The organism is uncultured Salinisphaera sp. (assembly GCF_964012375.1).
Taxonomy (GTDB): domain Bacteria; phylum Pseudomonadota; class Gammaproteobacteria; order Nevskiales; family Salinisphaeraceae; genus Salinisphaera.
The window spans coordinates 1-25,006 of sequence record NZ_CAXGSH010000001.1 but is presented as its reverse complement, the minus strand read 5'-3'; the positions used below and the strand labels follow the sequence as shown (position 1 = coordinate 25,006).

The window sequence follows — 25,006 nt, the reverse complement described above, 5'->3', positions numbered from 1 at the left end:
CGTCACCTGCCACTGCCTTGATCCTCTTCCGGCTTTATACCCTGTTCTACTAGCGGCAAGGCAACCCTAAACTCGGTGCCGACGCCCTCGGTGCTTTCGAAATCGATTTGCCCCCGCATGTATTCGACCAGTTGTTTGCTGATCGCAAGCCCCAGGCCCGTCCCGCCCTGACGGCGCGTATTGCTGCTATCGGCCTGGGCAAATAACTGGAACAGGTTGTGACGAAACTTTGCAGGTATGCCCGGGCCATTATCGGCGACGCTTATCAATGCTTGATCACCTTTTCGTTCGTAGGCGAGCGTCACCTGGTCGCCGGCGGGTGAGAACTTGATCGCGTTGGATAAGAGATTGGACAGCACCTGCGCGAAACGCAGCGCATCGACATAAACATGCAGCGATTCGTCGCCGGCAAGGTTTAGCGACACATCGAAACTGTCGGCATAGCCCTTGTTGGTGAGCAGCGATTCCTCGAGCAGGTCGCGCAGATCGTATATCTGATAGTCGAACGCCATCTTGTCCGCAGCGAGCTTTTCCCAGTCGAGCAGGTCGTTGACCAATACGCTCAGGCGCTCTGCGTTGCGCTCTGCGACGCAGAGCATTTCCTCGAACCCAGCCGGCACCGTACCGAGCGCGCCTGAGTTGAGCAGCCCCAGCGCACCCTTGATAGAGGTGATCGGCGTACGCAGTTCGTGGCTGACCACGGCCACGAACTCGCTTTTCATGCGGTCGAGCTGGCGTTCGGCGGTGATATCACGAATCTGGGCCACATAGTTGAGCGGCTTGCCACGGCTGTCGCGCGTCATCGCAACCGACAGTTGGATCCAGATAATTTCGCCGGTACGTGTGAAATAGCGTTTGGCGAGTTGAAACGACGAAATCTCACCGTTCATGAGGCGATGAACGTGGGTGAGATCGTTGTGCAGATCGTCTGGATGCGTAATCGCCTGAAAGTCCATGCGCAGCATCTGCTCGCGCGAATAATCGAGCATGTCGCACAGCGACTGATTGACCTCGAGGAACTGCCCGTTGAGCGACACCAGCACCATACCCTGGGGGGCGCTGTCGAAAGCGGTCCTGAAACGCGCCTCGCTGGTCTGCAGCGCCTGCTCCATGGCCAGCAGCTGGCTGCGGTCGATCGCGATACCGAGGAAACCAATCACCTCATCGGCATGATCACGTATGGCGGTCAGAACCAGACGCAACATGCGATGGCTTCGGTCCGCGCACACGAAGTGCCAGTCGCGGCTTTCGATCTGGCCACGCAGCGGGCGCGCGGTCAACGCCTCGATCGGCGTGAGCGCGTGCCCGACCTCCTTCTCGACCTCGGCGGTAAAGGCAGCCAGCTCTCTTGGCGCGTACAGGTCGGTCAGCCTGAGCCGGGACACTACATCGGAGCCAATGTAGCCCAACAGCCGCTCCGCCCCGGGATTGAATAGGGTGATCAGACCCTCGGTGTCCGCAGCCATGATTGCGACTTCGGTCGCGGCATCGACTACCGCCTGCAAGTACTGGCGGACCTGTGCAATCTCGCGAGAGCGCGCTTTGCGCGCGGTTACATCGAACATCGCTGCAACCGCACCGAGCAGATTGCCCTGGGAGTCGAAAAACGGGCGCCCACTACATAGAATCTCGCGCGGGGCTACGTTCGCGGCTTTAATGCATATTTCGGCATCGCGTACCGACTCGCCCTGCATGGCCCGCACCAGTGGTACGCGTTCGGGCACGAGCAGCGTTTCGCCATCGGCTTCATACAGGTGGAAGTACTCGGCCCATTGCGACTGGGGGATACGCATGGGATCGCTTTGATGCCAATTGCGTGCAATGGAGTTGAACAGGGTCAGCTCGCCCCGGGCATCACAGGCCACCACGCCGCCGGGCAGCGCCTCGAGTAGGCTGCCGAGCATGGCCTCACGGGTTTCCGCCTTGCGCTTGGCCAGGCGTTGCTCGATGAGCGTAACGGTAAGATCGGCCAGATCCTGCAGCCCGGCGCGCTGACTGTCATTGAGCGGACCCGGTGTGGGATCGAACACGCACAGCGAGCCCAGCCGATGGCCGCCGGCCACCTTGAGAATGATGCTGCTATAAAAGCGAACATAGGGCGCATCGACAACCATGGGGTTGTCAGCAAATCGCGGGTCGCGGCGGACGTCGGGAATTTCGATGAGCCCGTCTTCTTCCAGCACTGCCGCACAGAAAGAAATATCGCGCGGCACCTCCGTTGCCTCGACACCGAACCGGCTCTTGAACCATTGCCGATCGGTTTCGATGAACGTAATGAGGGCATGCGGTACGTTGCATATCTGTGCGGCCAGACGCGTGATGGCATCGAACTCGGCCTCCGCGCCGGAATCCATCAGCGCGTATTCCATGAGCACGCGCAGACGCTGCTCTTCAACGCTTGCCGTCGAGTCCGCCATATCGGTTGCAGTTGCTGCCATGGTCGTGCCGAGAACCGGGGTTCGGATACATATCGGTCGTTATCGGCCGTTCTTCAAAACTTCTGTAAACGTGCATTTCCCTGGTGCTGGCCCCATGCCCGTTGGACCACGAAAGCCGGTGCGGTACACGACCTTGCACGGTGGAGCGGGCGCCGCCGATGTCGTCGCGAGGCCGCATGCCCCTTCGGGCTAGTATTCGCGGGCGTTCTCGAGGCCGCCTTCGTAGACCGGCGTACCGCCGGTATCGTGGATAAGCGCTTCGGCGATGGGCCGTACGCTGTCATCGTTGACCGTGTAGGGCACCTCGAAATCGGCCGATTCGACGGCATCCGGCGTCGGGAAGCTGTGCGCGCTTTTCAGGTTGAAGGCGCGGATGAAGCGCGTGCCTTCGAACAGCCGGGCCGAGTAGACGGCCTCTCCCAGCGCTTGCGCCTGTTTGGCGATTTCGCCGTCCCGCCGCTCAAACGCGTTGTCGACATCCACAAGCACCTTGTTCTTCATGGCGCTGGCATGGACACGGGCGATGTCGGGTTCGGCGGCATAGGGCACTGCCAGCACGATGATGCCGGCCTTGTCGATGGCCTCGGCCACGCTGGCGGCCCGGGCACCGTGCCCAGCGCGTGCGACCACATCGCCCAGATTGTCCGGATGGCGCGTGGCAAAAATCACGCGATAGCCGGCCGCCGCCCACAGATTGCCCAGCGCCTGGCCCATGTCGCCGGCGCCGATCATGGCGATGGTGCTCGATATCGGCGGCTGCGCCGGCGCCTGGGCGCCGTGGGCCGATGCCGCGACACAGAGCACCGCGAGCCAGATCGCGACAAGGCGCCGCACGCCCCGACTGCATCGAAGCAACCCGGCTTGAAAGCGATACCACATCGTCATGGCAGACCCGGCATAGGATTGAAGGTGCAACCCGAGTCTACGCATGGCCGCCGTCGCCCGGCGAATCCCGGGCCAAGCGAAATGACCCGACACGGATGCCGGCAACGACCGTTCTATACAGGGCCGTCCGAACGTTACTCGAGGCCGAACTGAACCCTCACATTCGCGCAGACAAAATATCTTTTTCGATCAGCACATTAGACGCTAGCTTCCGGATACATCGATTACCCCGCCGAAACAGATGCTTGCACGCCGCCCGGCGGCGTCGCGGTGCGGGCGTGCAGGAAATTGCTGCGTTCGCGCATGTCAATCCCTAGACTTCGCGCCTGTTTCAGCCAACCAAGAGTCGTCGATGAGCAAGAAGGGAATGGGTATCGCCGTAGTCGTGATACTGCTGATATTGATCGCGGGCGTTGCCCCATACTTCATCGGCGCCAAGGTGGAAACGCGCTTTCGTGACGGCATAGCCAAGGCAAGTGCCGAGTACGGCTATCCCATCGAGCTCACCGAGTACCAGCGCGGCTGGCTGCACTCGCATGCGGTAACGCGCGTGCAGATCGAAGACCAGACCTTCGATATCGATCACGAGATCACCCACGGCCCGTTGTTCGTGTTCGGCTGGGCGAAAATCCATAGCGAGCTGCCCCAGGATTTCACGCCCGAGGTTGCAGGCTTTTTCGATCAATCGCCGCTGGTAGCCGACACCCGGCTCGGTTTCGGCGGCGGCTATCGTATCGATATCGAATCGCCGGCCTTCGACAAGGAAGTGCCCGACCATCCCGGCGCCCAGGTCGCCTGGCAGGGGCTCGACGGCTACTACAGCCGTGACGGTAACCAGATCGAGCTGCAGCTGCAGGGCGGCGGCCTGAAGCTCGACGGGCCCGAGGGTCGTATCGTGGTCGATGATATCCGGCTCAGCGGCGATGGCAGCGCCATGGACGATCTTGGCGATGGCGAGCTGGACTGGGACAGCCGCTTCGAAGCCAGCCTCGGCCGCTATCAAATCTCCGACAAGGACGGCGTATTCGATATCGCCTATGGCATGCGGCTGCACGCCGACACCGCCAACGGCGACAACGACACCGTCGAGCTGCATGCCGGCTATGACATCACCGATCTGCAGATTAATGCGCAGCCCGATCAAGGCGAGCCGATCGATATCGACCTCGACAAGGCCGCCATAAAGCTTGACCTGACCGGCCTCAACGCCGACCCGATGGAAAAGGCGGTGCTGGCACTGCGCGATATCGACACGACCCGGCAATCGCCTGAGCAGGCACAGGCACTCGCCGGGCGCGTGCTCATGGAGCTGGCACCGAAGATTCTGGCCGGCACGCCGAAACTGACGGTAACGGTGCCGCCGCTGGAAACCGGCCACGGTCAGGCTCGCGGCAAGATCGCGGCCGGGCTGATCGACAGCGGCGAAATACCGTCGCGCGTGGCCGAGGCCACCCGCGACATGCCCATGCTGGCCATGGCCCAGCGGCTGACCCTCGACGCCAACGTATTCGTCGACCAGCAGCTCATCGACTGGGTCGCCGACAACCTCGCCAGCGAGCGGCCGGCCATGGCCCGCGATCTTAACTCGCAGATCAAGATGCTGGTTCAGCAGGGCTTTCTCATGCGCGAAGACGGCGCGGTCGGGCTCAAGCTGCATTCCGGCAAGGATGCTGTCGTGCTCAACGGCCACGAGATTCCGCCACGGCAGCTGCAGTCGCTGCTGCACAGCCTGGCGCGCTGATCTGGCATAGCGGTTGTGCCGTACTCGCATCACGCGGGTACGGCACAGTCGCAGCGTCCTGACGGTGATCACGCAAAGTCGTCTTTTTGATACAACACGCAGGCGGCACGAACAGGCTAGGATGGCGTGAATCCATTGGCGCGGCCGCGCCCAGGTAGTCGACGCCATGACCCATCCCATCGCCCCCGCTCGCATGCTATTCGTCACCACACGCCTGCTTATCGGGCTATTGGTGATGACCACGCTCAACGGCTGTGCAGCGTTGGATCGCGACACGGGCAAGGCCCCGGACACCGCGACGCACGACCAGTCGAACACCCAGGGCAAGTCCCTGCGTGACCAGCTCAACGCCGGCTACAGCGATCTGTATTCCAACGTGGACGGGCTGTCACAGGTCGACAAGATCTTCTACGTGAAGCTCGAATCCGACGACGTGGAAAAGGTCGTCACCGAGGTGACCGACTACTGCGGCGAACTCGCCGCCCGCCTGGAGAGCCTCACCGCCGACTACCCGGCCCTGGATATCGAGCGCAAGATCGACCCGCCGATCATCAAGGCAGCCCGCGACGCGCAGAAAAAAGCCACGCTCGAACGCTTTGCGCCGGTGGTGGGCGATTCCGGCACGGCCTTCGAGCGCGGGCTGCTCATCCGACTGCTCGGCGCGGTCGACCAGCAGCACTACATGGCCGCCACCCTGGCCGAACGCGAGCCCGATCCGGGTTTGTCCAAGATCATGGCCAACGCGGCCGATCGCTTTGCCGGGTTCTACGAAGACATCGATACGCTGCTCAAGGCACGTTTCTATCGCTGAGGGCGGCGCAGCGGCGCCAGCAACGGCTTCAAGCCGTTGTGGTCGATCTCGTGCATGAGGGCGAGCAGGCGACCTGTTTCGCCCGGCGGAAAACCGCTACGGGCGAACCAGTTCAGGTAATGCCCCGGTAGATCGGCAATCACGCGACCTTCGTATTTGCCGAAGGGCATGGTCCGCGTCACCAGCTTTTGCAGGTCTGCGCTATCCATGGGTATTCGGTCGCCCCGCCGCGCCGAACGGGCCTCAGGCGGAGGCCTCGAGCGATGCCAGAAACCGATCGTAGCCGGCAACGAAGGCTTCGAGCTGCTGGAAGTGCGGCAGCGCCCCGGCATCGAAGGACACGACCGTGGAGGCCGTATGCTGCTGCACGATATCGCGCGCGGCTGCATCGGAGAAATCACTGCGCGTACCGTAGGCCAGCCATACCGGCTGGCTCAGACGCCGGTAGAGCCCGGCCGCGTCGGCGCTGAACAGATAACCGGACAGGAACGACCACGGCGCATGGCGGGCGCCGGGCTGATGGGCGCTGCGGTAGGCATAGTCCACCAGCCCCGGCTCCACGTCCTTGCCGCCGAAGGTCTTTTCCAGAAAGTAGCGAATGCTCGGCCGGCTCGCCAGGCCGGCGAACAGCGTCTTCGACACCGCGGAGGATGCGGTCAGCGCCCCATACAACCAGGTCTTGCCGCGCGTGGCGTCGGCGTTGGCGCCGGGCTGCGGATCGCCGTCAACGCCGGCCGGACTCACCAGGCCGATGCTGCGATAGCACTCGGGGCGCTCTTGCGCGGCCCGGGCCAGATACTGGCAGGCCACCGAACAGGCCATGGCATCCACCTGCGCGGCACCGGTATCGGCGGCGATACGCGCCACCCAGGCATGGATCGCATCGGTCATGCGGCGTGGCGTATAGCGCATCGCCCGCCGGCTGCTGAACCCGTAGCCGGGCAGATCGATAGCAGCCACCGGCCGCTGGCGCCGATAGCGATCATAGATCGGCTTGACCTCATAGGCCGAGGCGGCCGCGTTAATGCTGTGAATCAGCACCAGCGGCGGCTGGCCCGACTCGCCCTCGTTGGCGAAGTAATAACTGATTGTGCCGCTATCGGTTTCGAACGTGCGGCGTTCGCCTTTTAAAGCGAGCGAGAGGACATGGTTTCTGTTCATAGTCTCGTTCATCCTGGCCGCAGGTATGGCGTGCGCGGGCCGTATGCAGGCTGTCATGCCGCTGTCGATACGATCTACAGCCGGGCCAGGAGTTCCTGTTTCTTGGCCGCAAATTCGGCCTCGGTGAGCACGCCCTGGCGCTGGAGCTGACCCAGCCGCTCCAGCGCGTCGAGGATTTCGGCGCTCGATGAGCCGGCGCCGGGCGTCGGTTCAGTCGCTGGCTCCGGATCCGAGGCGGCAGGCGTCGCCACCGCGACCATGTCCGCGAGTGCGACTTCGCCGAGCTGGCTGGTAAAGACCATCTCCCCGGCCTGTTGCTGCTGCGACTGCGCCAGGCCCGTAATGTGATGGTCGCCGGTATCGTAGAGCGAAACCCGCTCGGCGCGGCGAACCGCTAGCCGGCGGGGTGCCGCGAAATAAGCGTAGGCCATCGCGTTCTGTTCGCCCGTGGCGTCCGGCTCGCCGAGATGGTGGGGCCACCAGACCTCACGTTCGACGCGCACGGTATCCCAGCCGCGGGCACCGGCATGGATTCTTCGATGATCCGACGTATTCACGTCCCAGCTCTCCCGCATTACCCGCGACAACGTGTTGCATGCCGCATCGATACGGTTTTTGAGTACCTGGTTGCCCGGCTCGGTGATCAGGATCAGGCCGCCGCGCATCCACTGCCCCGGCCCGGCGAACTCGGGATGGTCGAACATCGCCATATCGCCGCCGCCCTCGACCACGGCGGCCCAGAGTTGCTGCATGGCCGAGCGGCTGAAACCGAAGCGCTCGGCGCAGTCCGCCAGCGTCCGATCAGGGACAGGATCGATCATGACTTTTCGAAAACCGATGAAACATGCCACGCATTCTAGGGCCTGTGCGTACCCAACAAGCCAACGGCGGCGCCGCTGCGTTCGTTCGGACGCTGCCGGAATAGGAAATGCGACATACTATTGCGCGCAACTAATATGGAACGCTAATCAAGGAGGCCACGCATGGCCAACAACTCCGATACCGACGCCTGTTTCGCCCGCGTGAACAGCGCGCTGAATTCGCGGGTCGATAACGACACCGCCCGCGCGGTCACCGAAACACTGTGCGAGGCCGACTGGCACCCCCACTACATCGCCCAGATCGTATCCCAGGTCATTGACCTGGATGCGGACAACACGTTCGTACGCGAGCTGGGCGTCGCGCTCAAGCGCGACCCCATCGACAGCGAAATCGAATACGCACGGCAGCGTCGCCAGGAAGGTGCGGATGCGCATGCCGTGGCTACGGAAGTACGCGAAGACGACGAATCGATTGCCGTTCGCAACCCGCCGCGCTCGTCGCCCTGAACGCCGAGCCCGGCTCGGCGGCCTGGCAAATAACCGCAGGCCTGTGTCGCACACCTCGCTGTGGTGCAATACGCGTATGGGTCACCACCGTGGCCGACAAGCCACGCCTGACGAGGAATGTTCATGCGCTTTCGCATGCCGAGCGCACCGCTCGACGCCCCCTACAGCGTCACGCTCGAAATACGCAAAAGCCAGTTCATCGGCTGGTGTGCGGCGGTTGCCGAGCCCGACGACGTACCGCGACTGATCTCGCGCGCACGCGAGCACTACCCCGACGCTTCGCATCATTGCTCGGCCTATATCGCAGGTGCGCCGGGCGAAGATCACGCTATCGGCTTTGCCGACGATGGCGAACCGGGCGGCACGGCGGGCCGACCGATGTATCAGGTGCTCGAAGGCAGTGGCCTGGGCCGGATCGCCTGCGTGGTCATTCGCTATTTCGGCGGCATCAAATTGGGCACCGGCGGCCTCGCTCGGGCCTATTCACAAACGGTAAGCGCGTTGCTGGCCGATCTGCCGACACGGGAATACGTGCCTCGGTGCCGCCTGGCCCTCGAACTGGCGTTCGCCGACGAGCAGCCAGTACGGGCTTGGCTGGCCGAACACGAGGGCGACGTCGTCGATGCGGCCTATCACGCCGAAGGCGTAAGGCTGGCCGTGGCCTGGCCGTTGGACGCCCGTTCGACATTAACCGAACTCGATGCACGGCTTAACGGGCGTTTATCCTGGTCGCGAGCGCCCGCGTAGCGCTCGCGACCCGCAACCCGCCCGGCTCGACCTCACGCCTCGGGCGCGCTGTCGAAACCGGGCGTTGGGGTTGCGTTTCAGTCTGGCTGATCGCCTGCGACGTTCAGCCGCGTTCGGTGACTTCCAGCAGGTGATAGCCGAACTGGGTCTTCACCGGGCCCTGCACTTCGTTGAGCGGGGCGCTGAATACCACTTCGTCGAACTCCGGCACCATCTGGCCACGCCCGAAGGTACCCAGCTCGCCGCCCTTGCGGCCCGAGGGGCAGGACGAATGCTCGCGGGCGATTTCGGCGAAGTCGCTGCCGTTTTCGATGTCTTTCTTGAGTTCGAGGCACTTGTCTTCGCTGTCGACAAGAATATGACGGGCACTGGCTTTGGCCATGGTGTGATCCTGCTTTAATGGATGGAACAGGCGGGCCATGTTACGGCAAAAAACAGGCGAAGACCGTTGCCCGGCGCGGCGACCGCCTGCCGTGACAGGCACGCTGGCAGACTATGAGAAAGGGGCGCGACGGCCACGACGACCCGGGTTGGCGGCTGCTCGATTCACGCCCGCGATGTTTCGGCCGATAGTCCCCTGATAAGCCGGCCACATCGATGGCTGCTATAAACCGACAAACCGCGTTCACCACCACCGCTACGGCAGCCCGCGTGCCCAGGCGGACAAGCGCGCTTCGAGATCGCCCGCGTATATGCGCCATTGGAGTAGACAACACTCATGAGCACCGCCACCCGTGCCTGCGTAGCCGACATCATGACCCCCGACGTTTTCACGCTCAAACACGACCAGACGCTCTACGACGCCCGCGAACTGATGGGCGTACATCAGATCCGCCACGTGCCGATACTCGACGAAAGCGAGCAGCTGGTCGGGCTGGTGACCCAGAAGATCGTACTGCGCGAAGCGCTCAAGATTGCCGAAACCCACGGCTCCGATCAGCTTGGCCCGCGCATGGCGCAGATTCCGCTGGTCGAGGTGCTTCAGCACAATTTTGACACCGTGAGCAGCGAAACCTCGCTGATCGAGGCCGGAAAGCTATTGCTCGGCGGTCGCCAGGGCACGTTGCCCGTAGTCGATAACGCCACGCTGGTCGGTATCGTGTCGCATATGGACTATGTACGCATGGCCCTCGAACTGCTTGAAAGCGACGCCCCTACGCCAGCCTAGCTGCGCCCGGCGCTCGCTTGCTCGCCATGCCGTGCCTGGCAGCGCGGTCGAATTAAATGGCGGCACAAGTTGTATAGCCGCACGCATGCGCGTGCTCGTCCCGGGGTGCGACCGCGTTTGTTGGCGCCTACCCGGTGGCGGGCCAACGGCAGAATCGCGTCGGCGAATCGCGGTACGGCTCGCCGCAGCCGCCGACGTTATCTGGCGCGCCCTATTAATCCGGCACCAAAACAGCTGACGACGTCGGCCGTTTTCAATGCCGTTGGACGAAACGGCGGCACTCATGCGTCGTTTCTTCCCAACGCTTCACGACCGTTGGCCGTGGCAGCAATGCTCTCGCATGCGCGCGGCGTCAACGCGAAAAATCAGCTATTGAATAGCCTGTTTTTGGGCCGGATTAATAACCGGCTGCGCGCAGGCGGGTCGCGGCGGCCTGTACCTACGGGTTTATCGGTATTTCAGTGGGCAGCGGCCGGGTCCAAGCTGAGCGGGTATTTGAAAAGTGCCGCAAGCACGCGACACGCATCAGGATATCCCTATGCAAACCGATCGTTTCATCGCCCGTGTCTACGAGGGCTGTCCGCAGCTCGATCCGGATGTGGCCCACCAGAGCACGCTGATCGCCCTCGATGCGCTATGCGAACATCTGCCCAAGGGTCAGACTCAGGACATGGCAGCGCAACTACCGGACGAAATCGCGGACGCGGTCATCGCCGGCGGCAATCGCGCCGAGACGACCGACGTGCCCGTCAGCCTGGAGGAGTTCTACTACAAGCTGATGTTTCGGACCGAACTGGAAGAGGCCGACGCCAGAATGCTGGCCCGCAGCGTGGCCCGTACGCTCGACCACGCGCTGAGCGAAGGCGAAGCGAAAAACACCGAGCTCGACCTGCCCGGCGAACTGGCGGACCTGCTCAGCGACTGAACCAGCACTGCGCGACCACGGCGGCGCGTACCCACCATTCGCTCGCCAAACGAGCGATAACGCGTCAGCATGGCGGTATTCATGAGCACAAGCCGTAGCCATGTCCCACCTGAGCGCGCTGGCCGAGGCCGTGCGATGAGCCGCCCGGCGGTACTCGTTGCCGGTCGCATGCCGCCGAACGTACTCGACCAGCTCGAGGCCTCGTTCATCGTATATAGCCTGCCCGACAGCGCAGACGAGGCCGATAGAATGATCGACGCGGTCGGCCCGCTTATTCGCGGCATGGCCACCAACGCCGTTCAGGCACCGCCGATCGACCGGCTGGAGCGGCTGCCCGTGCTCGAAATCATGGCGTCTTCGGGCATCGGTACGGACGCGCTCAACCTCGACTACGCCCGCCAACGCGGCATTCGCGTTACGCATACGCCCGATGTGCTCACCGACGACGTGGCCGACTTCGCGCTCTTGCTCATGCTGGCCACGTCCCGCCAGCTGCTGCGCGCCGATCGCAATGTCCGCGCCGGGCGCTGGCTGGACGGCCTGTCGCTGGCGCATCGTGTCAGCGGCAAGCGGCTGGGCATTCTTGGCCTCGGACGTATCGGGCAGGCGATCGCGCAGCGTGCGGCCGCTTTCGATATGACCATCGGCTATCACCAGCGCCGTCGCAACGCAGACGTCGCCTATCGCTACTACGACAGCCTCGTCGCACTCGCCGCGGACAGCGACTTTCTGGTGGTGGTCGTGCCGGGCGGGCCTGCGACCGACCGCATGGTGGACGCCGTCGTACTGGAGGCGCTCGGGCCGGAAGGCATTCTAATCAACGTGGGCCGCGGCTCGACCGTGGATGAGCCGGCGCTGATAACCGCCCTGACGCAGGGCGATATCCGCGGCGCCGGCCTGGACGTGCTGGCCAACGAGCCGCAGGTGCCCGACGCCCTGCACGCCCTGGATAACGTCGTGCTGGCGCCGCATTACGCCAGCGCTACCATGGAAACGCGCACCGCCATGGGCCAGCTCGTGGTGGATAATCTGCGGGCGCACTTCGACGGGCGCGCCTTGCTGACCCCGGTGGCCTGACCCGGGCGCTTCACCTGCGGGCACATGCCCGCGGTCGTCACCGATCAGCCGATCTTGCGCGCCACCGCGTCCAGCAGGGACCCATCCGGGTCGAGGCCGGCAGCAATGCCCAGGCCCATGGATTCGTGATCGCTCTTGTGCTGGATGAAGCGGGCCCGGTAGGCAATCAGAGCACCCACACGATTGGCGCTGCCGCAATGCACCAGCGCCGGCAGGGCACCGGGCACCAGGGCTTCGTCGAGCAGGCGCGCGTTCTTGTCGTTGATGTCGTCCGCGCCGGCTACCGGGATATGCACATAGTTCATGCCGGTTTTGCGAACGAGTGCGGCCTCGTCGAAGTCGGTCATCTCGCCGTCGGGGCGCAGGTTGATGACCGTCTTCACCCCCTGGGCCTGGGCCGCTTCGAGCTGTGCAGCCGTGGGCTGGCCGGCAGTGGTGATCCCGCGCTCGAACCGGCATGCATTCACAAGGCCTTGGGTGTAGTCGGACATAGGGTGGCTCCTGCCAGTAAGACTGCAATCGGTTAGAACGCCATCATACGTATCATTGCTCGATGATAAAGTCCCGCGCTCCCCACTGCGCCACCGATCAAACGATCCACGCCCCGGCATTGAACCGCACCAGCACGGCCAGCCGCATTGTCGTCGCCGGGCCTCGGCTTCGCCGCCATGCTGTCGCGTAAGCGCACCATCCAACGATAACGAAATTTCGTTTCATCTCTCTAAAGTTATCCCTCGAATCGCCGAGAAATTAAGGCAAGTCAGCCGCTCGCAAACCAAACGCCGGTCATGCCAAGCGCCGCTTTTGCTGTCGGCTCTGCCGGGCACCCACGACATTCAAGGACAGCGCGCCATACGAATCGCAACGCACGTATTGCATCACCGCATACGGCTGCGGCGTTGGCCCGGCCCGGTAGCGCTATGACGCCCAGCCGCGCTTTTAACCGCTGCACTCGGCCGGCCACAGCTTGCGCGCCCGACCCATTTCGCCCGCTTCATCATTTAACCGGCCCCTAATCCCGGCTCCAAATATCGGAGAACATTTTTGAAAATCAGCAACCTATCAATTAGCAAACAACTGGGCCTGAGCATTCTGGTAGCGGTATTTTTCCTGGTGATAAGCGGCGCGCTTAATTCCTACAGCTTGAGCACCGTCAACGCCGAGATGCGCTCGCTGTACAACGACCGCGTGGTGCCGCTCAAGGGGCTGAAAAAAATCTCCGACGCCTATGCGGTGGATGTGATCGATGCGCTCAACAAGGCGAACGCCGGGCTCTTGACTGCCGAAGAGGCCACCCAGGCGATCCAGTCCGCTCGAACCACGATCAACAGCGACTGGCAGGCGTATCGATCCACCCGGCTTACCGCAACCGAAACCGCGCTGGTTGAGCAGGCGGAAAAACTGTTTGGCCCCGCCAACGCCGCCGTCGACAGCCTGCTGCGCGATCTGAAGGGTTATTCCGGATTGGTTAGCAACCAGCTGGAAAATCACGACGGCGAACTTTATGCCACGATTGATCCGATCAGCCACAAAATCAACGAGCTCATCGACCTCCAGCTCACCGTCGCCGCACGTGGCATGGAAACCAGCCAGGCGGAATACGACGCCGCCATGATGAAGACGATCGGCCTGGGCGTGATCGCGGTGCTGATATCCCTGGGCGTGGCCATCGTGATCGCTCGCGGCATAACCCGGCCGCTCGGGCGCGCAGTCGACCAGGCCAAGGCAGTGGCCGCGGGCGACCTAACCCAGCGCATCGACGTACATTCGACCAACGAGATCGGCCAGCTGCTGGCCGCCCAGCAGGCCATGGTGGAAAGCCTGACCACCGTGGTGGCCGAAGTGCGGCGCAATGCCGAGAGTGTATCCACCGCCAGCGGCCAGATCGCGCAGGGCAATAGCGATTTGAGCCAGCGCACCGAAGAACAGGCCGCGGCTCTGGAACAGACCTCTGCCTCGATGGAGGAAATGGGCGCCAGCGCCAGCCACAACGCCGAAAACGCGGCCACCGCCAACCGGCTGGCGGGCGAGGCGAACTCAGTGGCCGCAGAAGGCGGCGACGTCGTCGAGCAGGTGGTGGCGACCATGCGCGAGATAAACGACAGCAGCGTTCAGGTGAGCAACATCGTTGCCGTGATCGACGGTATCGCCTTCCAGACCAATATCCTTGCCCTCAACGCCTCGGTGGAAGCCGCGCGCGCCGGCGAGCAGGGCCGCGGCTTTGCCGTGGTGGCCAACGAGGTGCGCAACCTTGCCCAGCGCAGCGCCGACGCCGCCAAGGAAATCAAGGTGCTCATCGAGACGAGCGTGGAGCGTATTGGCCAGGGCACCACGCTTGCCGATCGTGCCGGCGCCACCATGCAGCAGGTCGTGTCGGCGATTACCAACGTCAGCACCATCGTCGAGGAAATGAGCAGCGCCAGCCGCGAACAGAACGAGGCCGTACGCCAGGCCAGCGAGGCCGTAACGCAGATCGACGAAACCACCCAGCAGAACGCCGCACTCGTGGAGGAATCCGCGGCGGCGGCCGAAAGCCTGCGCGGCCAGGCGGCCGAACTGGTGAAACTGGTACAGCAGTTCCAGCTGGCCAGCCAGCCGGCGCGTGGCGTCGACGCGCAACCGGAGCGCTCGGTTACGTCGCCGCAGGCGTACCCGGCCGTCGACATGGGCGCCCCCGCGTACAGCTAGAGCGCCCAGGCAAACAATCAGCCCGAGACCGATTGCCGGCTATGCCTTAACCGGGCATGGCCGGCGGCACGACGCGGTATGCCAGTTCCTGCCCTTGTAGCGGATTGGGTGGGCCGTTGCCCGGCCGAGGTATTACGCCGCAAGGTCACGCAGCCGTGACTGTGGCTTGAGTTGCCTGTCCGCCGTGTGGCCGCGACCGGAGATAGGCTGATCAGCAATTTCGCGCGCCATTCGCGGTCACAAGACGACCATGTTCTTGACCCAATCGCCATGACCCGTCAATCACTCGGCCTCTGGATACTCGCCCTGTTTGCGGCCAGCGCCGCCGCGCCCGCGTTTGCGGCCTGTTCGCCCGGCGCGCGCGATTACGCGATTGATGCCGGCCGGCTGGATAGCGCCTTGCAGCAGTTCGCGCATACCAGCGGCTGCCTGGTGGAAACCGATCTGGGCGAAAACGCGGCCCTGCAGGTCAATCCGGTACAGGGTCGATTCACCGCGGCCAACGCGCTTATCCGTCTGGTGCGGGGCACCGGGCTGGAAGCGCATGTCGACCCGGGCCACTACGCCGTCAATCGTGCCGACCGCGAGGCGGTAAAGCAGCGCGTGGATACGCTGCGCCATCAAGTCGCCAGCGCGCGCCGCACCGGCGCGCTGTCCAAGGATAAGGCCGCCGCGCTCGACCGGGACCTGGCGGCGGTCTGGCGCGACGCCCAGGCGCTGATTACCGAGCAGGGTTTTCTCAGCGCCGGCGAAAACGCCAGCTTTCAGCGCCTGTTCGCCTATGTGCAGGGCCAGCTCGCCGGCTAGCCGCAAGTCCACGGCTCGTTCCACGCCGGTCAGCACGCTAACGACGCCTGGTATTCGAGCCGGTTCGGTTCCCTCCTTTGACCAACGGCTCTGACCCAGAAAGACGAGCTGGCTGGCAACGATTGCGCAGCATTGGAACGCTTCGCGACGTCCCTTGCGCGGCATCCCCAGCTCGACAAACGCTCAGGTGTACCAGGTCGGCTCCGGGATCTCATCGAGCAGGGCGAAGCGGCCGACCTCAACCCGCTTGTAGGCAATCGGATCGTGCAGGCTGTGGGTACGCAGGTTGCGCCAGTAGATATCGAAGCCGTACTTGTTAGCGCTGGCCCGAGCGCCGGTCAATTCATACAGCCGGGTCGCAATATCCAGCCCGGTATCCACGATGCGCTGTTTCGCCGCGGCTACCTTCACGGCCGCTTCACCGCGCTCGCGGGCTTTGACCGCCTCGCGCGGCCGGTGCAACAGCGCATCGACCACGGCCACGGTCTGTTCCACAAATGCCTGGCTGGCCCACAGCCGCGACTGCAGATCGCCAAAGCCGTCGAGCACATAGAACTCGTCGGCCGCACGGGTCTTGTTGTCGCCGCCGTAGGGCCAGGGGCGCGTGTGCCGGCGGTTGTATTCGAGCGCGGCCGCCAGCGCACCTTCGGCAATGCCCAGATAAAAGCTGGTGAACACCAGCTGTATGGCCGGCACGTTCAGGGTGGCATACACGCTGGGCTGATAGCGCTTGTTCACGAAGCCGAGGGCGTCGCTCCAGAGCACTTCCACGTCGCGGATAACGACGCCGCCGGATTCGGTCAGACGCTGGCCGAGGTTGTCCCAGTCGCCCAGAAATTCCAGCCCGTCCTGGCGCGAATCCACCACCGCGAACACATGCTCGCCGCTGTTTTCCAGCACGCCTTCCAGTACGGTCAGATCCGCCACCCCGCTGCCGGTGGAAAAGCTCTTGCGGCCGTTGAACACGAGCGTATCGCCCGTATCCGTCACCTTGAGATCGTTATCGCGCGGGTTCACCGCGCCGCCGAAAAACAGCTGCCCGGCGGCATAGTGGCGCTCGATGGCCTCGATCTGATCCGGCGTGCCCACCAGACGCGCCGCCCAGGCCCACAGATAGTGATACCCCAGCAGCTGACCGATCGAGCCATCGCCCCGGGCCACCTCGCGAATCACCCGATAGGCGGTCGACCACCGCTGGCCACCGCCGCCAAGGGCTTTCGGCGCCAGCAGCGTGACCAGCCCGGCGTTCTTGAGCAGCTCCACCTCGGCATGCGGGCTGCGATTGGCGCGATCGCGCACCACCGCATCCTCGGCCAGCAGATCGCCGACGCTACGGGCCCGCTCGATCCAGCCATCCGCCGTATCCGGCCAGGCATCCTGCTGCCAACCGAACGCATCGACCACTTCCTGCTTGATAGACACTGCACTCATCGCTGCTCTCCATCGAAAGACGCATCGGCGCGGCCCCATGCCGTCACCGCAGGCCGACAGTCTCTGCAACGAAGTGAGAGCCGCGCCAATCACAAAACGGCAAAAGCAAATCACGCAGCATCTATTCGGGGACAGTATACTTAACTCCCACACCCGACCCCGCTAGAGCATCCGCATGGCCCGCCTCGCCCGTGTCGTCCTACCCGGCACACCGCACCACGTCACCCAGCGCGGCAATCGCCGCCAGCCCGTCTTCTTCGACGACGACGACTACCGGTTCTATCTATCGCTGATCAACGAGTTCGCGGCGAAGGCGGATACCACGGTGATCGCCTATTGCCTCCTGCCCGACCAGGTGCACTTCATCCTGACGCCAAGCCACTCGGACGGCCTGCGCGCGGCGCTGGGCGAAGCCCATCGGCGCTATACGCGACATATCAACTTCCGCGAAAACTGGCGTGGCCACCTCTGGCAAGAGCGATTTCATTCCTACCCCATGGACGACGCCCACCTCTGGGCTGCCATACGCTATGTGGAACGCAATCCCGTAGCGGCGGATATCGTCACCGACCCCGCCGAATGGCCGTGGTCGAGTGCCAAGACCCATGTATCGAACCGGGGCGATCCCCATATCAAACTATCGCGCCGACCCAACCTGGCTGACGACTGGAGCGATTATCTGGCTGCCGGCGTGCCCGCCGATGAAGCCGAACAGGTCGAGCAACACCTACGTACCGGCCGCCCGCTGGGCAATGAGGTGTTCATCAACCGGGCCGAGAAGCGCCTCGGGCGAACGCTTCACAGACAGGCGCCCGGGCCGAAGCCTAAGAGCCGGGACTGAGATAAGAATGCTTTCCCCGGATCCAGGCACGCGGGTCAGGGCGTCGCTTCAGGCCTGCAGCCCGGTATATATCCCGCCGAAAACCGGCGGCACATGTACCGCGGCCGGCTAACGCTTTCTGTCCGCCTGTTGGTAACAAACCTCGTCCGGCGCCAGGCCGCGCTTCTCGATCGCATCCAGATAGGCTTGTGCCTTCGCCTTGCGAACAATCATGGGGCCCACCATCAGGCCAAGACCTTCGTTGGCCGGCACTTCGTTGTAATCCGCCACCAAGGCATTGATCGGGACAAGTGGCAAGGCCCACAGCAGGCCATAGAACTTGTGAACCCGCGCGCCATATTGATAGCGCGCGATCTGCACATTCTGGTGGTACAAACGCGCCTGCGCATGCACCGGCGACAGCCAATAGGTCGGCAACAGCCCGAACGTCCACCCGGACAACCACCCAGCCGGATTCTCATCCATGTAATCGTTACCGGAGCCGGTATCCACCTCGAAGTAATAGGGCGTCGGGCCGTCGTGCACGTCACACACCGGTACAGCTACCGCCGTCTGATCGACCCGGGCGAGTTCGCCGCCGACGATACCGGCGCACCCGGTCAGGAAGCTGATCACCATCAGTGTGGTGGCACGGGCGAGATACTTCATAATTTCCCTTCGGAAAAATCATGAAGAAACTACAGCGTTGAACGATTACCCGCCATCAAGGGCCGCACGCTATTGTCTATAAAGCGGCTGAATGGCCCTGGGTCGAGTCGCACCACACCTTTTTGGCAGTCGAGTTCACCGCCCAATATCAGAGATTAGTATACTGTCCCCCGATATCCTGAGTCGCCATCCCAGGCCAAGTCTGCGATCTTCGACTACATCGAGGTCTTCTATAACCGCCAGCGACTACACCAGTCGCTGAGTTATCAAACACCCGAAAACTACGAACGTAAGCTAGCCACTAACCCCTGATCTCGGTGTCCGAAATAGCCGGGCCATCTCATATTGTCCCCTGATTCCGCAACTCATACTGTTCCGCATAGTACCGATATCGCGATTCCGCCGAGCCCACCCACTTAAGTTACGACTTCACAACAGAATGCTCGCGCTTCATCCCGCCGCATTCTTTCAAACGTAGTCCTATTTATATCCGGCGGGATATCAACGTCTTTGAGTAGGCGGGACAATATAAGGATCTCTCTGCCTTTTCTTTTTGTCTGCGCTGTATATGTAATCCCATAATACCGTTGCACACATCCTTCATAAATTTCCTTTATCTCCGGCGTATTATCGTAGGTCACAATCCACGGGCTGCCAATACTTCGTACTATTTCGCCGAGGTCGCGGTGATCATCCGGTTGTAGGAAATCCAAGTAGAGCTTTCTCCCTTGGTCGAAATACGGAGGATCGATATTGATCAAACTTTTCGCACCTAAACCTTCCTGAATTTCGATGAGAAATTCACGCGCATCAATCCGAGATAGAATAACTTTCGACCCGTGTGCAGCGATCTGTTTAATACGGTCCGTCAAACTATCTTTATTGAACCGGCAATCGATCTTGTATGTCCCCTTCTGCTCCCGTCCTCCGATCATGCCTGCAGAAAGGATTCCTGATCGGTTCGTACGATTCAAAAAAAGCGTCGCAAATGCTCTGTCCAATACGCTCGCGTTAACCGAGCGATAAACTTTCTTTTGTATATCCCATTCATCGACGGTTACTTTCGCCGCCTTAATTTTTTTGCAAAGGTCATCTGTCCTATTAAAAACGCAATACCAAAACGCGTATACACTTTCGCTCAGATCATTTAAATAGACTTTACTCACTATTTTTCGATCGAGTAACGTCCACGCAATAGCGGCGCCCCCGGCAAATGGCTCGACATACGTGCCACCGTCCAGCCGATTTTTTGTCAAAAGCTCTTCTATATAAACCGCTAGTCTCGCCTTCCCTCCTGGGTAGCGTAATGGTGAAATCATTGAGCTCATCAGCGGTACTCGATATCCAGCAATACCTCTAAGAGAGGAAAGAGAAAGTCCCAAAATCCGTTTAGAAAAGCTTTATTAGTGTGATGATTATTCGTGCCATGAATGTAATTGTTCAGCGTATCTAGGCTATATTCATTATCTGAGTTTACTAACTTACTAATCACCTTCACCGCGTCCTTATTTAACTCTGTATTAGACTTCAGATATTCCAATCGCTTTTTCAACGGAACATCCTTAAGAGCACAATGATAGCGCGCCTCTATAGCGCCCACTAGATTTTGGGAATTGATATGTTCGAGCACTGAGAGATCTACGAATACTCTCAAAGATGCCGCCACGCAATTTTTGTAGCGATACGGAATAATTTTGAATTCTTCGAAAAGAGATTCAAGTTTGTGATTACCAGTATCGAGGTCGCACTCTTCCGGTACTAACCTTGGCCTGTTGGGGTTTTTTACGTTCGTTCGAGTCTTCTTGGGAGAATTTACTTCGTCATCTGACTCTGCGTCGTTTTTGCTCGCATCATCTGCTGCCTCTTCCGAAGTACTGTCTTCGCCTTCTTCGTCGTTCCGGTTAGAAATGCTGCTTTTTACGGCAGGCAGATACGCCAGAATCTGATCTAAATTTGTCGTAATAGTTCGAGTATTAATTTGGATAGGCACATCGGGCTCGTTCCGTCTTAAAACTAAAGAAATCCATAATGCATAAGCTCTGTAAAAGGACGACTCGTCAGATGTTATGCTCGCTTTGCTTCCGTTGGCCTCTAAACCCCACGTTTCTCGAACGACTGTGTTATCGAACCAACGCTCAAGAATTGTCATAGGCAAGCGATGAGAGCGAACCGCTTCCCGTTCTTCTGGCTCCAGAAGTTCTAAAACTTCACGTTTGAGTGCGATGTCTCTGAGATAGAGAATTCTAAGGGTGCTCTCCAGTTCCGGTTTGGTGAACCCTGTTATTTCCGTGATTATAGAAACGTCGCCTTCATATTTATCGTAAAGCTTTGCGATCCAACGTTGCTGCTGATGTCGAGACCAACCCCTTTGTAACCCGCTTGTTGCATGTCTTTGATTGATATACCACTCGGCTGACTCAAAGCTGGGGGCGATAGAAACCTCTATCTTCGCGATATTATCGCGATTTATGAATCTAGCCTGTTTTGTAACGATGCTTCGGATGGATTTAGGCGCTTTACTCGGGTGACGTAATAGCTTAAGCGCTAAAACTCTCCTGTTACCCTCAGCAACGTAAAACCGTTCGTTATTATCGTTTTTCCAAACGACGATTGGGTCTGCGGGTATGAAACCGTTTTTCGCAATCGATTTTATTAATTCAATAAACGACTGGCGTTCGCCAGAATGATTAAGTAGATCGGCCGCGTAGTCGGTATTAGTTAAATGGGTCTCTTCGGGGTCTAAACGCGGATTCTCGCGCCAGAGTCTTAGCTGATCCACTGATCGTAGGTAACGATTTTGAAGCCATTCGTAAGCCACTATTTCCCCTTTTCGCACTCAGATTTAAGCGAAGTTTATTAAAAGCCGCCAATCTCGTTGCGCATGTATCACGTTAGAGCGCGTAAGAAAGCGTATTTTCGATCGCTACGTCGCGAACGATTAAACCCATCGGACCGAGAACACCTTGGCGCATAACGGCGCTCGGCTGAACATTCGCAGCACTGCCATGATCCTTCGTTAGCGAGCAGCTACGGAAATCAACAATAGGCGAACCGCCTACTCGCGTAAACGCAAGAACCATAAAAAAAGCCGGCAAAATGCCGGCTTTTAGTCGTAGGCGTATAAGGATATCCGAGGACAGTATCCTTATCTAGGTTGCTCACGCGACCTCGGCGCGATGCACCTCTTCCAGATCGTAATCGGCCTGCAATCCCATCCGGAATTGCTCGCTCGTTCCAAAATACCGGGCCAACCGTACCGCGGTATCCGCGTTGATCGCCCGCTTTCCCAGCACGATCTCGTTAATACGACGGGCGGCACGTCGATTGCACGGGCCAGTCGGTTTTGGCTCAGTGCCATCGGCTTCAGAAAGTCATCAAGCAGAATTTCTGCCCGGGTGAATGTTGGTTAGTTCGGTCATCGGAGCACCCGCTAGTAGTCGTCGACGATCTCGACACTGATCCGATGTCTACGCATCCGGTGGCGGCGGAAACAGCAAGCATTCATCGCATGAACGCTCGGAAATCCAAGCGCTCAATCTTTTCGAAGTGCTTTCGGTTGCCGCTCAACAGCGTGAGTTCATTATGTATCGCTGTAGCCGCGATGAGAGCGTCCGCCAGGAATAGACCGTCGGAGAGCACGTGATCTCTAATCAAATCTCTGGCGATGTTGCCAGTTGCCGCATTGATTGGCACGACGTTGACGCCCCAGTTGTCGAGACCACGTTCGATATTCTCAAGCTCCCGCGCATCCCGTGCGCCTTGCATGAGCTCGATTACCGTGACGATCGATAGAGCCGGCTGATCTATTGCATCGACGGTCTGCACCGCGGACGCATCACCGCGCGTCGCCCAGATCACCACATCGGTATCAATCAGCATCATCGCCCGGCGATTGCTCAAACCGACGGCCCTTGCGCTGATCACGCACCCAGGCATCCGGGTCCGCCATGTCGTTTCGATCGGCCCAAAGGCCGCTCAACCCGGAGTCGCTGAATCGCGGTCCGTCTGCTTTGGGTTCGCGGTGTTCTGACGTCCCCAGCCGACGCAAGACGTAGTCTCGTAAGCTCAGCCCCCTCAGCGAGGCTTCCGATTTGATTGCACGGTGCAGTTCGTCGGGTATATCGATGCTCAAGCGGCTCACGTGGCATCCCCACAAATGTTCATCACCACAGTAGCGCCAGCATGCAACCTGAGCAACTGTCGCGGGCGAACATAAAAAAGGCCGGCGAACGGCCGGCCTTTTGATCGCAGCAGAGTGTGAGCCGCGCTATTTTTTCTTCTTCGGAATATACAAATCCGTGAGCGTCCCGGCTTCTGCCTCGGCGGCCATACCCACCGTTTCGGCCAGCGTCGGGTGCGGGTGGATGGTCAGGCCGATATCGTCGGCGTTCGCGCCCATTTCGATGGCGAGACAGGTTTCGGCGATGAGATCGCCGGCACCGCTACCGACCGCGCCGGCACCGATGATGCGGCCGTCGCTGCCGAACAGCAGCTTGGTGTTGCCGTCGGTGGCGTCGAGGCCGATGGCACGGCCGTTGGCGGCCCAGGGGAAGGCGCCCTTGGTGTATTCGATGCCGTCTTTCTTGGCCTGGGTTTCGGTCACACCGGTCCAGGCGACTTCCGGATCCGTATAGACGACGGAGGGGATGACCTTGGCATCGAAGGCGGCTTTTTCGCCGGCACAGCATTCGGCGGCGACCTTGCCCTGATGCGTCGCCCGGTGGGCGAGCTGGGGTTCGCCGGAGACGTCGCCGATGGCGAAGATGTTGTCGACGTTGGTACGACACTGTTTGTCGATGCCGATGAAGCCACGCTCGTCGACTTCGACCCCGGCCTTGTCGGCGCCAATCTTGGCGCCGTTGGGCTTGCGGCCGATGGCGACCAGCACGCGGTCGTAGTCCTTGGACTTGGGCGCGTCGTCGCCTTCAAAGCTCGCCGTGAGCTTGTCGCCGGCTTCCAAGCCGGTGACCTTGGTGGACACCCAGATATTGCCGCAGCGCTTCTTCATGCGCTTGGTGAGCGGTTTGATGAGGTCCTTATCGGCGCCGGGAATGAGGCTGTCGGTCATTTCGACCACGTCCACTTCGGTGCCGTGGGCGGCATAGACGTTGGCGATTTCGCAGCCGATGATGCCGCCGCCGACAACGAGCAGCGAGCCTGGGATTTCGTCAGGGGATAGGGCTTCCTCCGAGGTCCAGATGCGCTCGTCCTCGGGCCAGCCGGGCAGCATGACCGGCTCGGAGCCGACCGCAATAATCGCGTTGTTGAAGGTGATCTGGTCGGTGTCGTCGCTGCCTTCGATCTTGAGCGTGTGGGCGTCGGCAAAGGTGCCCGTGCCGTTGACGATATTGACCTTGCGCTTGGAGGCCATGGATTTCAGGCCGCCGGTGAGCTGGTCGATGACGGACTGCTTGTAGTCGAGCAGCTTGGGCAGATCGATTTCGGGCTTGCCGAAAGTGACGCCGTGATTGGCCATGTTGGCCGCGTCTTCAATCACCTTGGCCGAATGCAGCAGGGCCTTGGAGGGAATACAGCCGACGTTGAGGCATACACCGCCGAGCACGCTGTGGCGCTCGACCAGGGTGACGTTCAGACCCAGGTCGGCGGCACGGAAGGCGGCGCTGTAGCCGCCCGGGCCGGAGCCGAGAACGAGCACGTCGCAATCGTAGTCGTGATCGCCGCTCGCGGGCTTGTCCGCCTTCTTTTTCGGCTGCTTCGAATCGGACGACTGTTTCTTGTCGGCCGATTTGTCCTTGGACTCGGATTTCTTCTCGTTCGACTTGTCCGACTTGCCGGACTTGTCCGATTTCGCGGCCTTGTCGTCTTTGTCCTTCTGCTCGTCGCTTTCGGTTTCGCCGTCATCGCCTTCATTTGAGCTGGCGTCGTCCGGATCGTCGTCGCCTTCATCCTCACCGCCGTCTTCATCGGCGGCTTCGATGAGCGCGATCACGTCGCCTTCGGAGACGGTATCGCCTTCCGAGACTTTCAGTTCGGTGATCTTGCCGGCGACCGTGGACGGCACTTCGAGGGTGGCCTTGTCGGATTCCAGCGTGATGAGCGGCTGTTCTTCCTCGACCGTGTCGCCCTCGGCGACGAGCACTTCGATGATCTCGACGGAGTCGAAATCGCCGATGTCCGGAACCTTGATTTCCTGCGCCATGGTTTAACTACCTTGACCGGCCCGCGGGCCGGATTGTGCGTTCAAGAAGCGGGCGGAACGAAGCGACATCGCCAGGAACCGCCCGGCGCGAGTCATGAGGCTGCAAGACAAGGCACCGGGAGCGCTGTGTAGCAACGCTACATAAGCGAG

The 25,006-nt window shown here is 61.0% G+C and carries 23 protein-coding genes and 2 pseudogenes; 11 read left to right on the top strand and 14 right to left on the bottom strand.

Translation table 11 applies throughout. The features are described 5' to 3' along the window. Positions 1 to 2: 2 nt before the first annotated feature. Together ABNU97_RS00125 and ABNU97_RS00120 are read right to left on the bottom strand one after the other, a co-directional pair. Positions 3 to 2,417, bottom strand: a complete 2,415-nt coding sequence (locus ABNU97_RS00125; RefSeq protein WP_348764720.1) for a PAS domain S-box protein — start codon at positions 2,415 to 2,417, stop codon at positions 3 to 5. 210 nt (positions 2,418 to 2,627) lie between these two features. Then, the gene (locus ABNU97_RS00120; RefSeq protein ID WP_348764719.1) at positions 2,628 to 3,272 is read right to left on the bottom strand and encodes an NAD(P)-binding domain-containing protein; all 645 of its coding nucleotides are present in this window, start codon (positions 3,270 to 3,272) and stop codon (positions 2,628 to 2,630) included. Between the two features lie 403 nt (positions 3,273 to 3,675). Between ABNU97_RS00120 and ABNU97_RS00115 the strand changes: the two genes are divergently transcribed. Both ABNU97_RS00115 and ABNU97_RS00110 read left to right on the top strand, forming a co-directional pair. Next, complete coding sequence (locus ABNU97_RS00115) at positions 3,676 to 5,064, top strand: YdgA family protein (RefSeq protein ID WP_348764718.1); 1,389 nt, start codon at positions 3,676 to 3,678, stop codon at positions 5,062 to 5,064. 166 nt (positions 5,065 to 5,230) lie between these two features. Next, complete coding sequence (locus tag ABNU97_RS00110; protein WP_348764717.1) at positions 5,231 to 5,875, top strand: hypothetical protein; 645 nt, start codon at positions 5,231 to 5,233, stop codon at positions 5,873 to 5,875. Here the strand turns inward: ABNU97_RS00110 and ABNU97_RS00105 are convergent. The 3 genes from ABNU97_RS00105 to ABNU97_RS00095 all read right to left on the bottom strand — a co-directional run bounded on the left by ABNU97_RS00105 (position 5,866) and on the right by ABNU97_RS00095 (position 7,857). Next, positions 5,866 to 6,084, bottom strand: coding sequence for a DUF3820 family protein (locus ABNU97_RS00105; protein ID WP_348764716.1), 219 nt, complete (start codon positions 6,082 to 6,084; stop codon positions 5,866 to 5,868). The two genes, ABNU97_RS00110 and ABNU97_RS00105, sit on opposite strands and share 10 nt — an antisense overlap. A gap of 34 nt (positions 6,085 to 6,118) precedes the next feature. Continuing rightward, the gene (locus ABNU97_RS00100; protein ID WP_348764715.1) at positions 6,119 to 7,036 is read right to left on the bottom strand and encodes an alpha/beta hydrolase; all 918 of its coding nucleotides are present in this window, start codon (positions 7,034 to 7,036) and stop codon (positions 6,119 to 6,121) included. Between the two features lie 74 nt (positions 7,037 to 7,110). Next, on the bottom strand, positions 7,111 to 7,857 hold the full coding sequence (locus ABNU97_RS00095) for an SHOCT domain-containing protein (protein ID WP_348764714.1): 747 nt from the start codon (positions 7,855 to 7,857) through the stop codon (positions 7,111 to 7,113). Between the two features lie 162 nt (positions 7,858 to 8,019). Between ABNU97_RS00095 and ABNU97_RS00090 the strand changes: the two genes are divergently transcribed. Continuing rightward, on the top strand, positions 8,020 to 8,364 hold the full coding sequence (locus ABNU97_RS00090) for a hypothetical protein (RefSeq protein ID WP_348764713.1): 345 nt from the start codon (positions 8,020 to 8,022) through the stop codon (positions 8,362 to 8,364). 123 nt (positions 8,365 to 8,487) lie between these two features. Further along, the gene (locus tag ABNU97_RS00085; protein ID WP_348764712.1) at positions 8,488 to 9,111 is read left to right on the top strand and encodes a YigZ family protein; all 624 of its coding nucleotides are present in this window, start codon (positions 8,488 to 8,490) and stop codon (positions 9,109 to 9,111) included. 103 nt (positions 9,112 to 9,214) lie between these two features. On the opposite strand, the gene ABNU97_RS00080 is transcribed toward ABNU97_RS00085, so the two are convergent. Next, a complete protein-coding gene (locus ABNU97_RS00080) occupies positions 9,215 to 9,493 on the bottom strand; it encodes a peptidylprolyl isomerase (RefSeq protein WP_348764711.1) in 279 nt (92 codons plus the stop codon). Positions 9,494 to 9,829: 336 nt separating this feature from the next. Here ABNU97_RS00080 and ABNU97_RS00075 point away from each other — a divergent pair, with 336 nt between their 5' ends. The 3 genes from ABNU97_RS00075 (at position 9,830) to ABNU97_RS00065 (ending at position 12,281) form a co-directional block, all read left to right on the top strand. Beyond that, positions 9,830 to 10,279 carry a CBS domain-containing protein gene (locus ABNU97_RS00075; protein ID WP_348764710.1) on the top strand — a complete coding sequence of 150 codons (450 nt, stop codon included), beginning with the start codon at positions 9,830 to 9,832 and terminating at the stop codon, positions 10,277 to 10,279. 538 nt (positions 10,280 to 10,817) lie between these two features. Beyond that, complete coding sequence (locus ABNU97_RS00070; RefSeq protein ID WP_348764709.1) at positions 10,818 to 11,204, top strand: DUF2267 domain-containing protein; 387 nt, start codon at positions 10,818 to 10,820, stop codon at positions 11,202 to 11,204. A gap of 135 nt (positions 11,205 to 11,339) precedes the next feature. Next, on the top strand, positions 11,340 to 12,281 hold the full coding sequence (locus tag ABNU97_RS00065) for a 2-hydroxyacid dehydrogenase (RefSeq protein WP_348764708.1): 942 nt from the start codon (positions 11,340 to 11,342) through the stop codon (positions 12,279 to 12,281). Positions 12,282 to 12,325: 44 nt separating this feature from the next. On the opposite strand, the gene ABNU97_RS00060 is transcribed toward ABNU97_RS00065, so the two are convergent. Further along, on the bottom strand, positions 12,326 to 12,772 hold the full coding sequence (locus ABNU97_RS00060) for a sulfur transferase domain-containing protein (protein WP_348764707.1): 447 nt from the start codon (positions 12,770 to 12,772) through the stop codon (positions 12,326 to 12,328). A gap of 553 nt (positions 12,773 to 13,325) precedes the next feature. Between ABNU97_RS00060 and ABNU97_RS00055 the strand changes: the two genes are divergently transcribed. Together ABNU97_RS00055 and ABNU97_RS00050 are read left to right on the top strand one after the other, a co-directional pair. Further along, on the top strand, positions 13,326 to 14,969 hold the full coding sequence (locus ABNU97_RS00055; RefSeq protein WP_348764706.1) for a methyl-accepting chemotaxis protein: 1,644 nt from the start codon (positions 13,326 to 13,328) through the stop codon (positions 14,967 to 14,969). Between the two features lie 270 nt (positions 14,970 to 15,239). Further along, on the top strand, positions 15,240 to 15,776 hold the full coding sequence (locus ABNU97_RS00050) for a hypothetical protein (RefSeq protein ID WP_348764705.1): 537 nt from the start codon (positions 15,240 to 15,242) through the stop codon (positions 15,774 to 15,776). A 183-nt stretch (positions 15,777 to 15,959) separates the two neighbouring features. Here the strand turns inward: ABNU97_RS00050 and ABNU97_RS00045 are convergent, their stop codons facing one another. Further along, positions 15,960 to 17,207: an acyl-CoA dehydrogenase family protein gene (locus tag ABNU97_RS00045; protein WP_348764704.1), complete on the bottom strand. Its 1,248-nt coding sequence runs from the start codon at positions 17,205 to 17,207 to the stop codon at positions 15,960 to 15,962. A gap of 175 nt (positions 17,208 to 17,382) precedes the next feature. On the opposite strand from ABNU97_RS00045, the gene ABNU97_RS00040 reads away from it, so the two are divergent. Continuing rightward, complete coding sequence (locus ABNU97_RS00040) at positions 17,383 to 18,048, top strand: transposase (RefSeq protein ID WP_348764703.1); 666 nt, start codon at positions 17,383 to 17,385, stop codon at positions 18,046 to 18,048. A 108-nt stretch (positions 18,049 to 18,156) separates the two neighbouring features. Here the strand turns inward: ABNU97_RS00040 and ABNU97_RS00035 are convergent, their stop codons facing one another. Beyond that, complete coding sequence (locus ABNU97_RS00035) at positions 18,157 to 18,696, bottom strand: hypothetical protein (protein WP_348764702.1); 540 nt, start codon at positions 18,694 to 18,696, stop codon at positions 18,157 to 18,159. A gap of 195 nt (positions 18,697 to 18,891) precedes the next feature. On the opposite strand from ABNU97_RS00035, the pseudogene ABNU97_RS00030 reads away from it, so the two are divergent. Next, a pseudogene (locus tag ABNU97_RS00030) lies at positions 18,892 to 19,008 on the top strand (IS3 family transposase); the annotation flags it as partial. A gap of 104 nt (positions 19,009 to 19,112) precedes the next feature. Here the strand turns inward: ABNU97_RS00030 and ABNU97_RS00025 are convergent. From ABNU97_RS00025 to lpdA, 5 genes and pseudogenes are all read right to left on the bottom strand, one after another. Next, on the bottom strand, positions 19,113 to 20,024 hold the full coding sequence (locus ABNU97_RS00025) for a DNA adenine methylase (RefSeq protein ID WP_348764701.1): 912 nt from the start codon (positions 20,022 to 20,024) through the stop codon (positions 19,113 to 19,115). Further along, positions 20,024 to 21,514, bottom strand: a complete 1,491-nt coding sequence (locus ABNU97_RS00020; RefSeq protein WP_348764700.1) for a ParB N-terminal domain-containing protein — start codon at positions 21,512 to 21,514, stop codon at positions 20,024 to 20,026. Before ABNU97_RS00020 ends, ABNU97_RS00025 begins: the two co-directional genes overlap by 1 nt. Before the next feature lie 340 nt (positions 21,515 to 21,854). Then, positions 21,855 to 22,115: pseudogene (locus tag ABNU97_RS00015) on the bottom strand (HigA family addiction module antitoxin). 82 nt (positions 22,116 to 22,197) lie between these two features. Then, a complete protein-coding gene (locus ABNU97_RS00010) occupies positions 22,198 to 22,578 on the bottom strand; it encodes a type II toxin-antitoxin system VapC family toxin (protein ID WP_348764699.1) in 381 nt (126 codons plus the stop codon). A gap of 385 nt (positions 22,579 to 22,963) precedes the next feature. Further along, the gene (gene lpdA / locus ABNU97_RS00005; RefSeq protein ID WP_348764698.1) at positions 22,964 to 24,856 is read right to left on the bottom strand and encodes a dihydrolipoyl dehydrogenase; all 1,893 of its coding nucleotides are present in this window, start codon (positions 24,854 to 24,856) and stop codon (positions 22,964 to 22,966) included. Positions 24,857 to 25,006 lie beyond the last annotated feature (150 nt).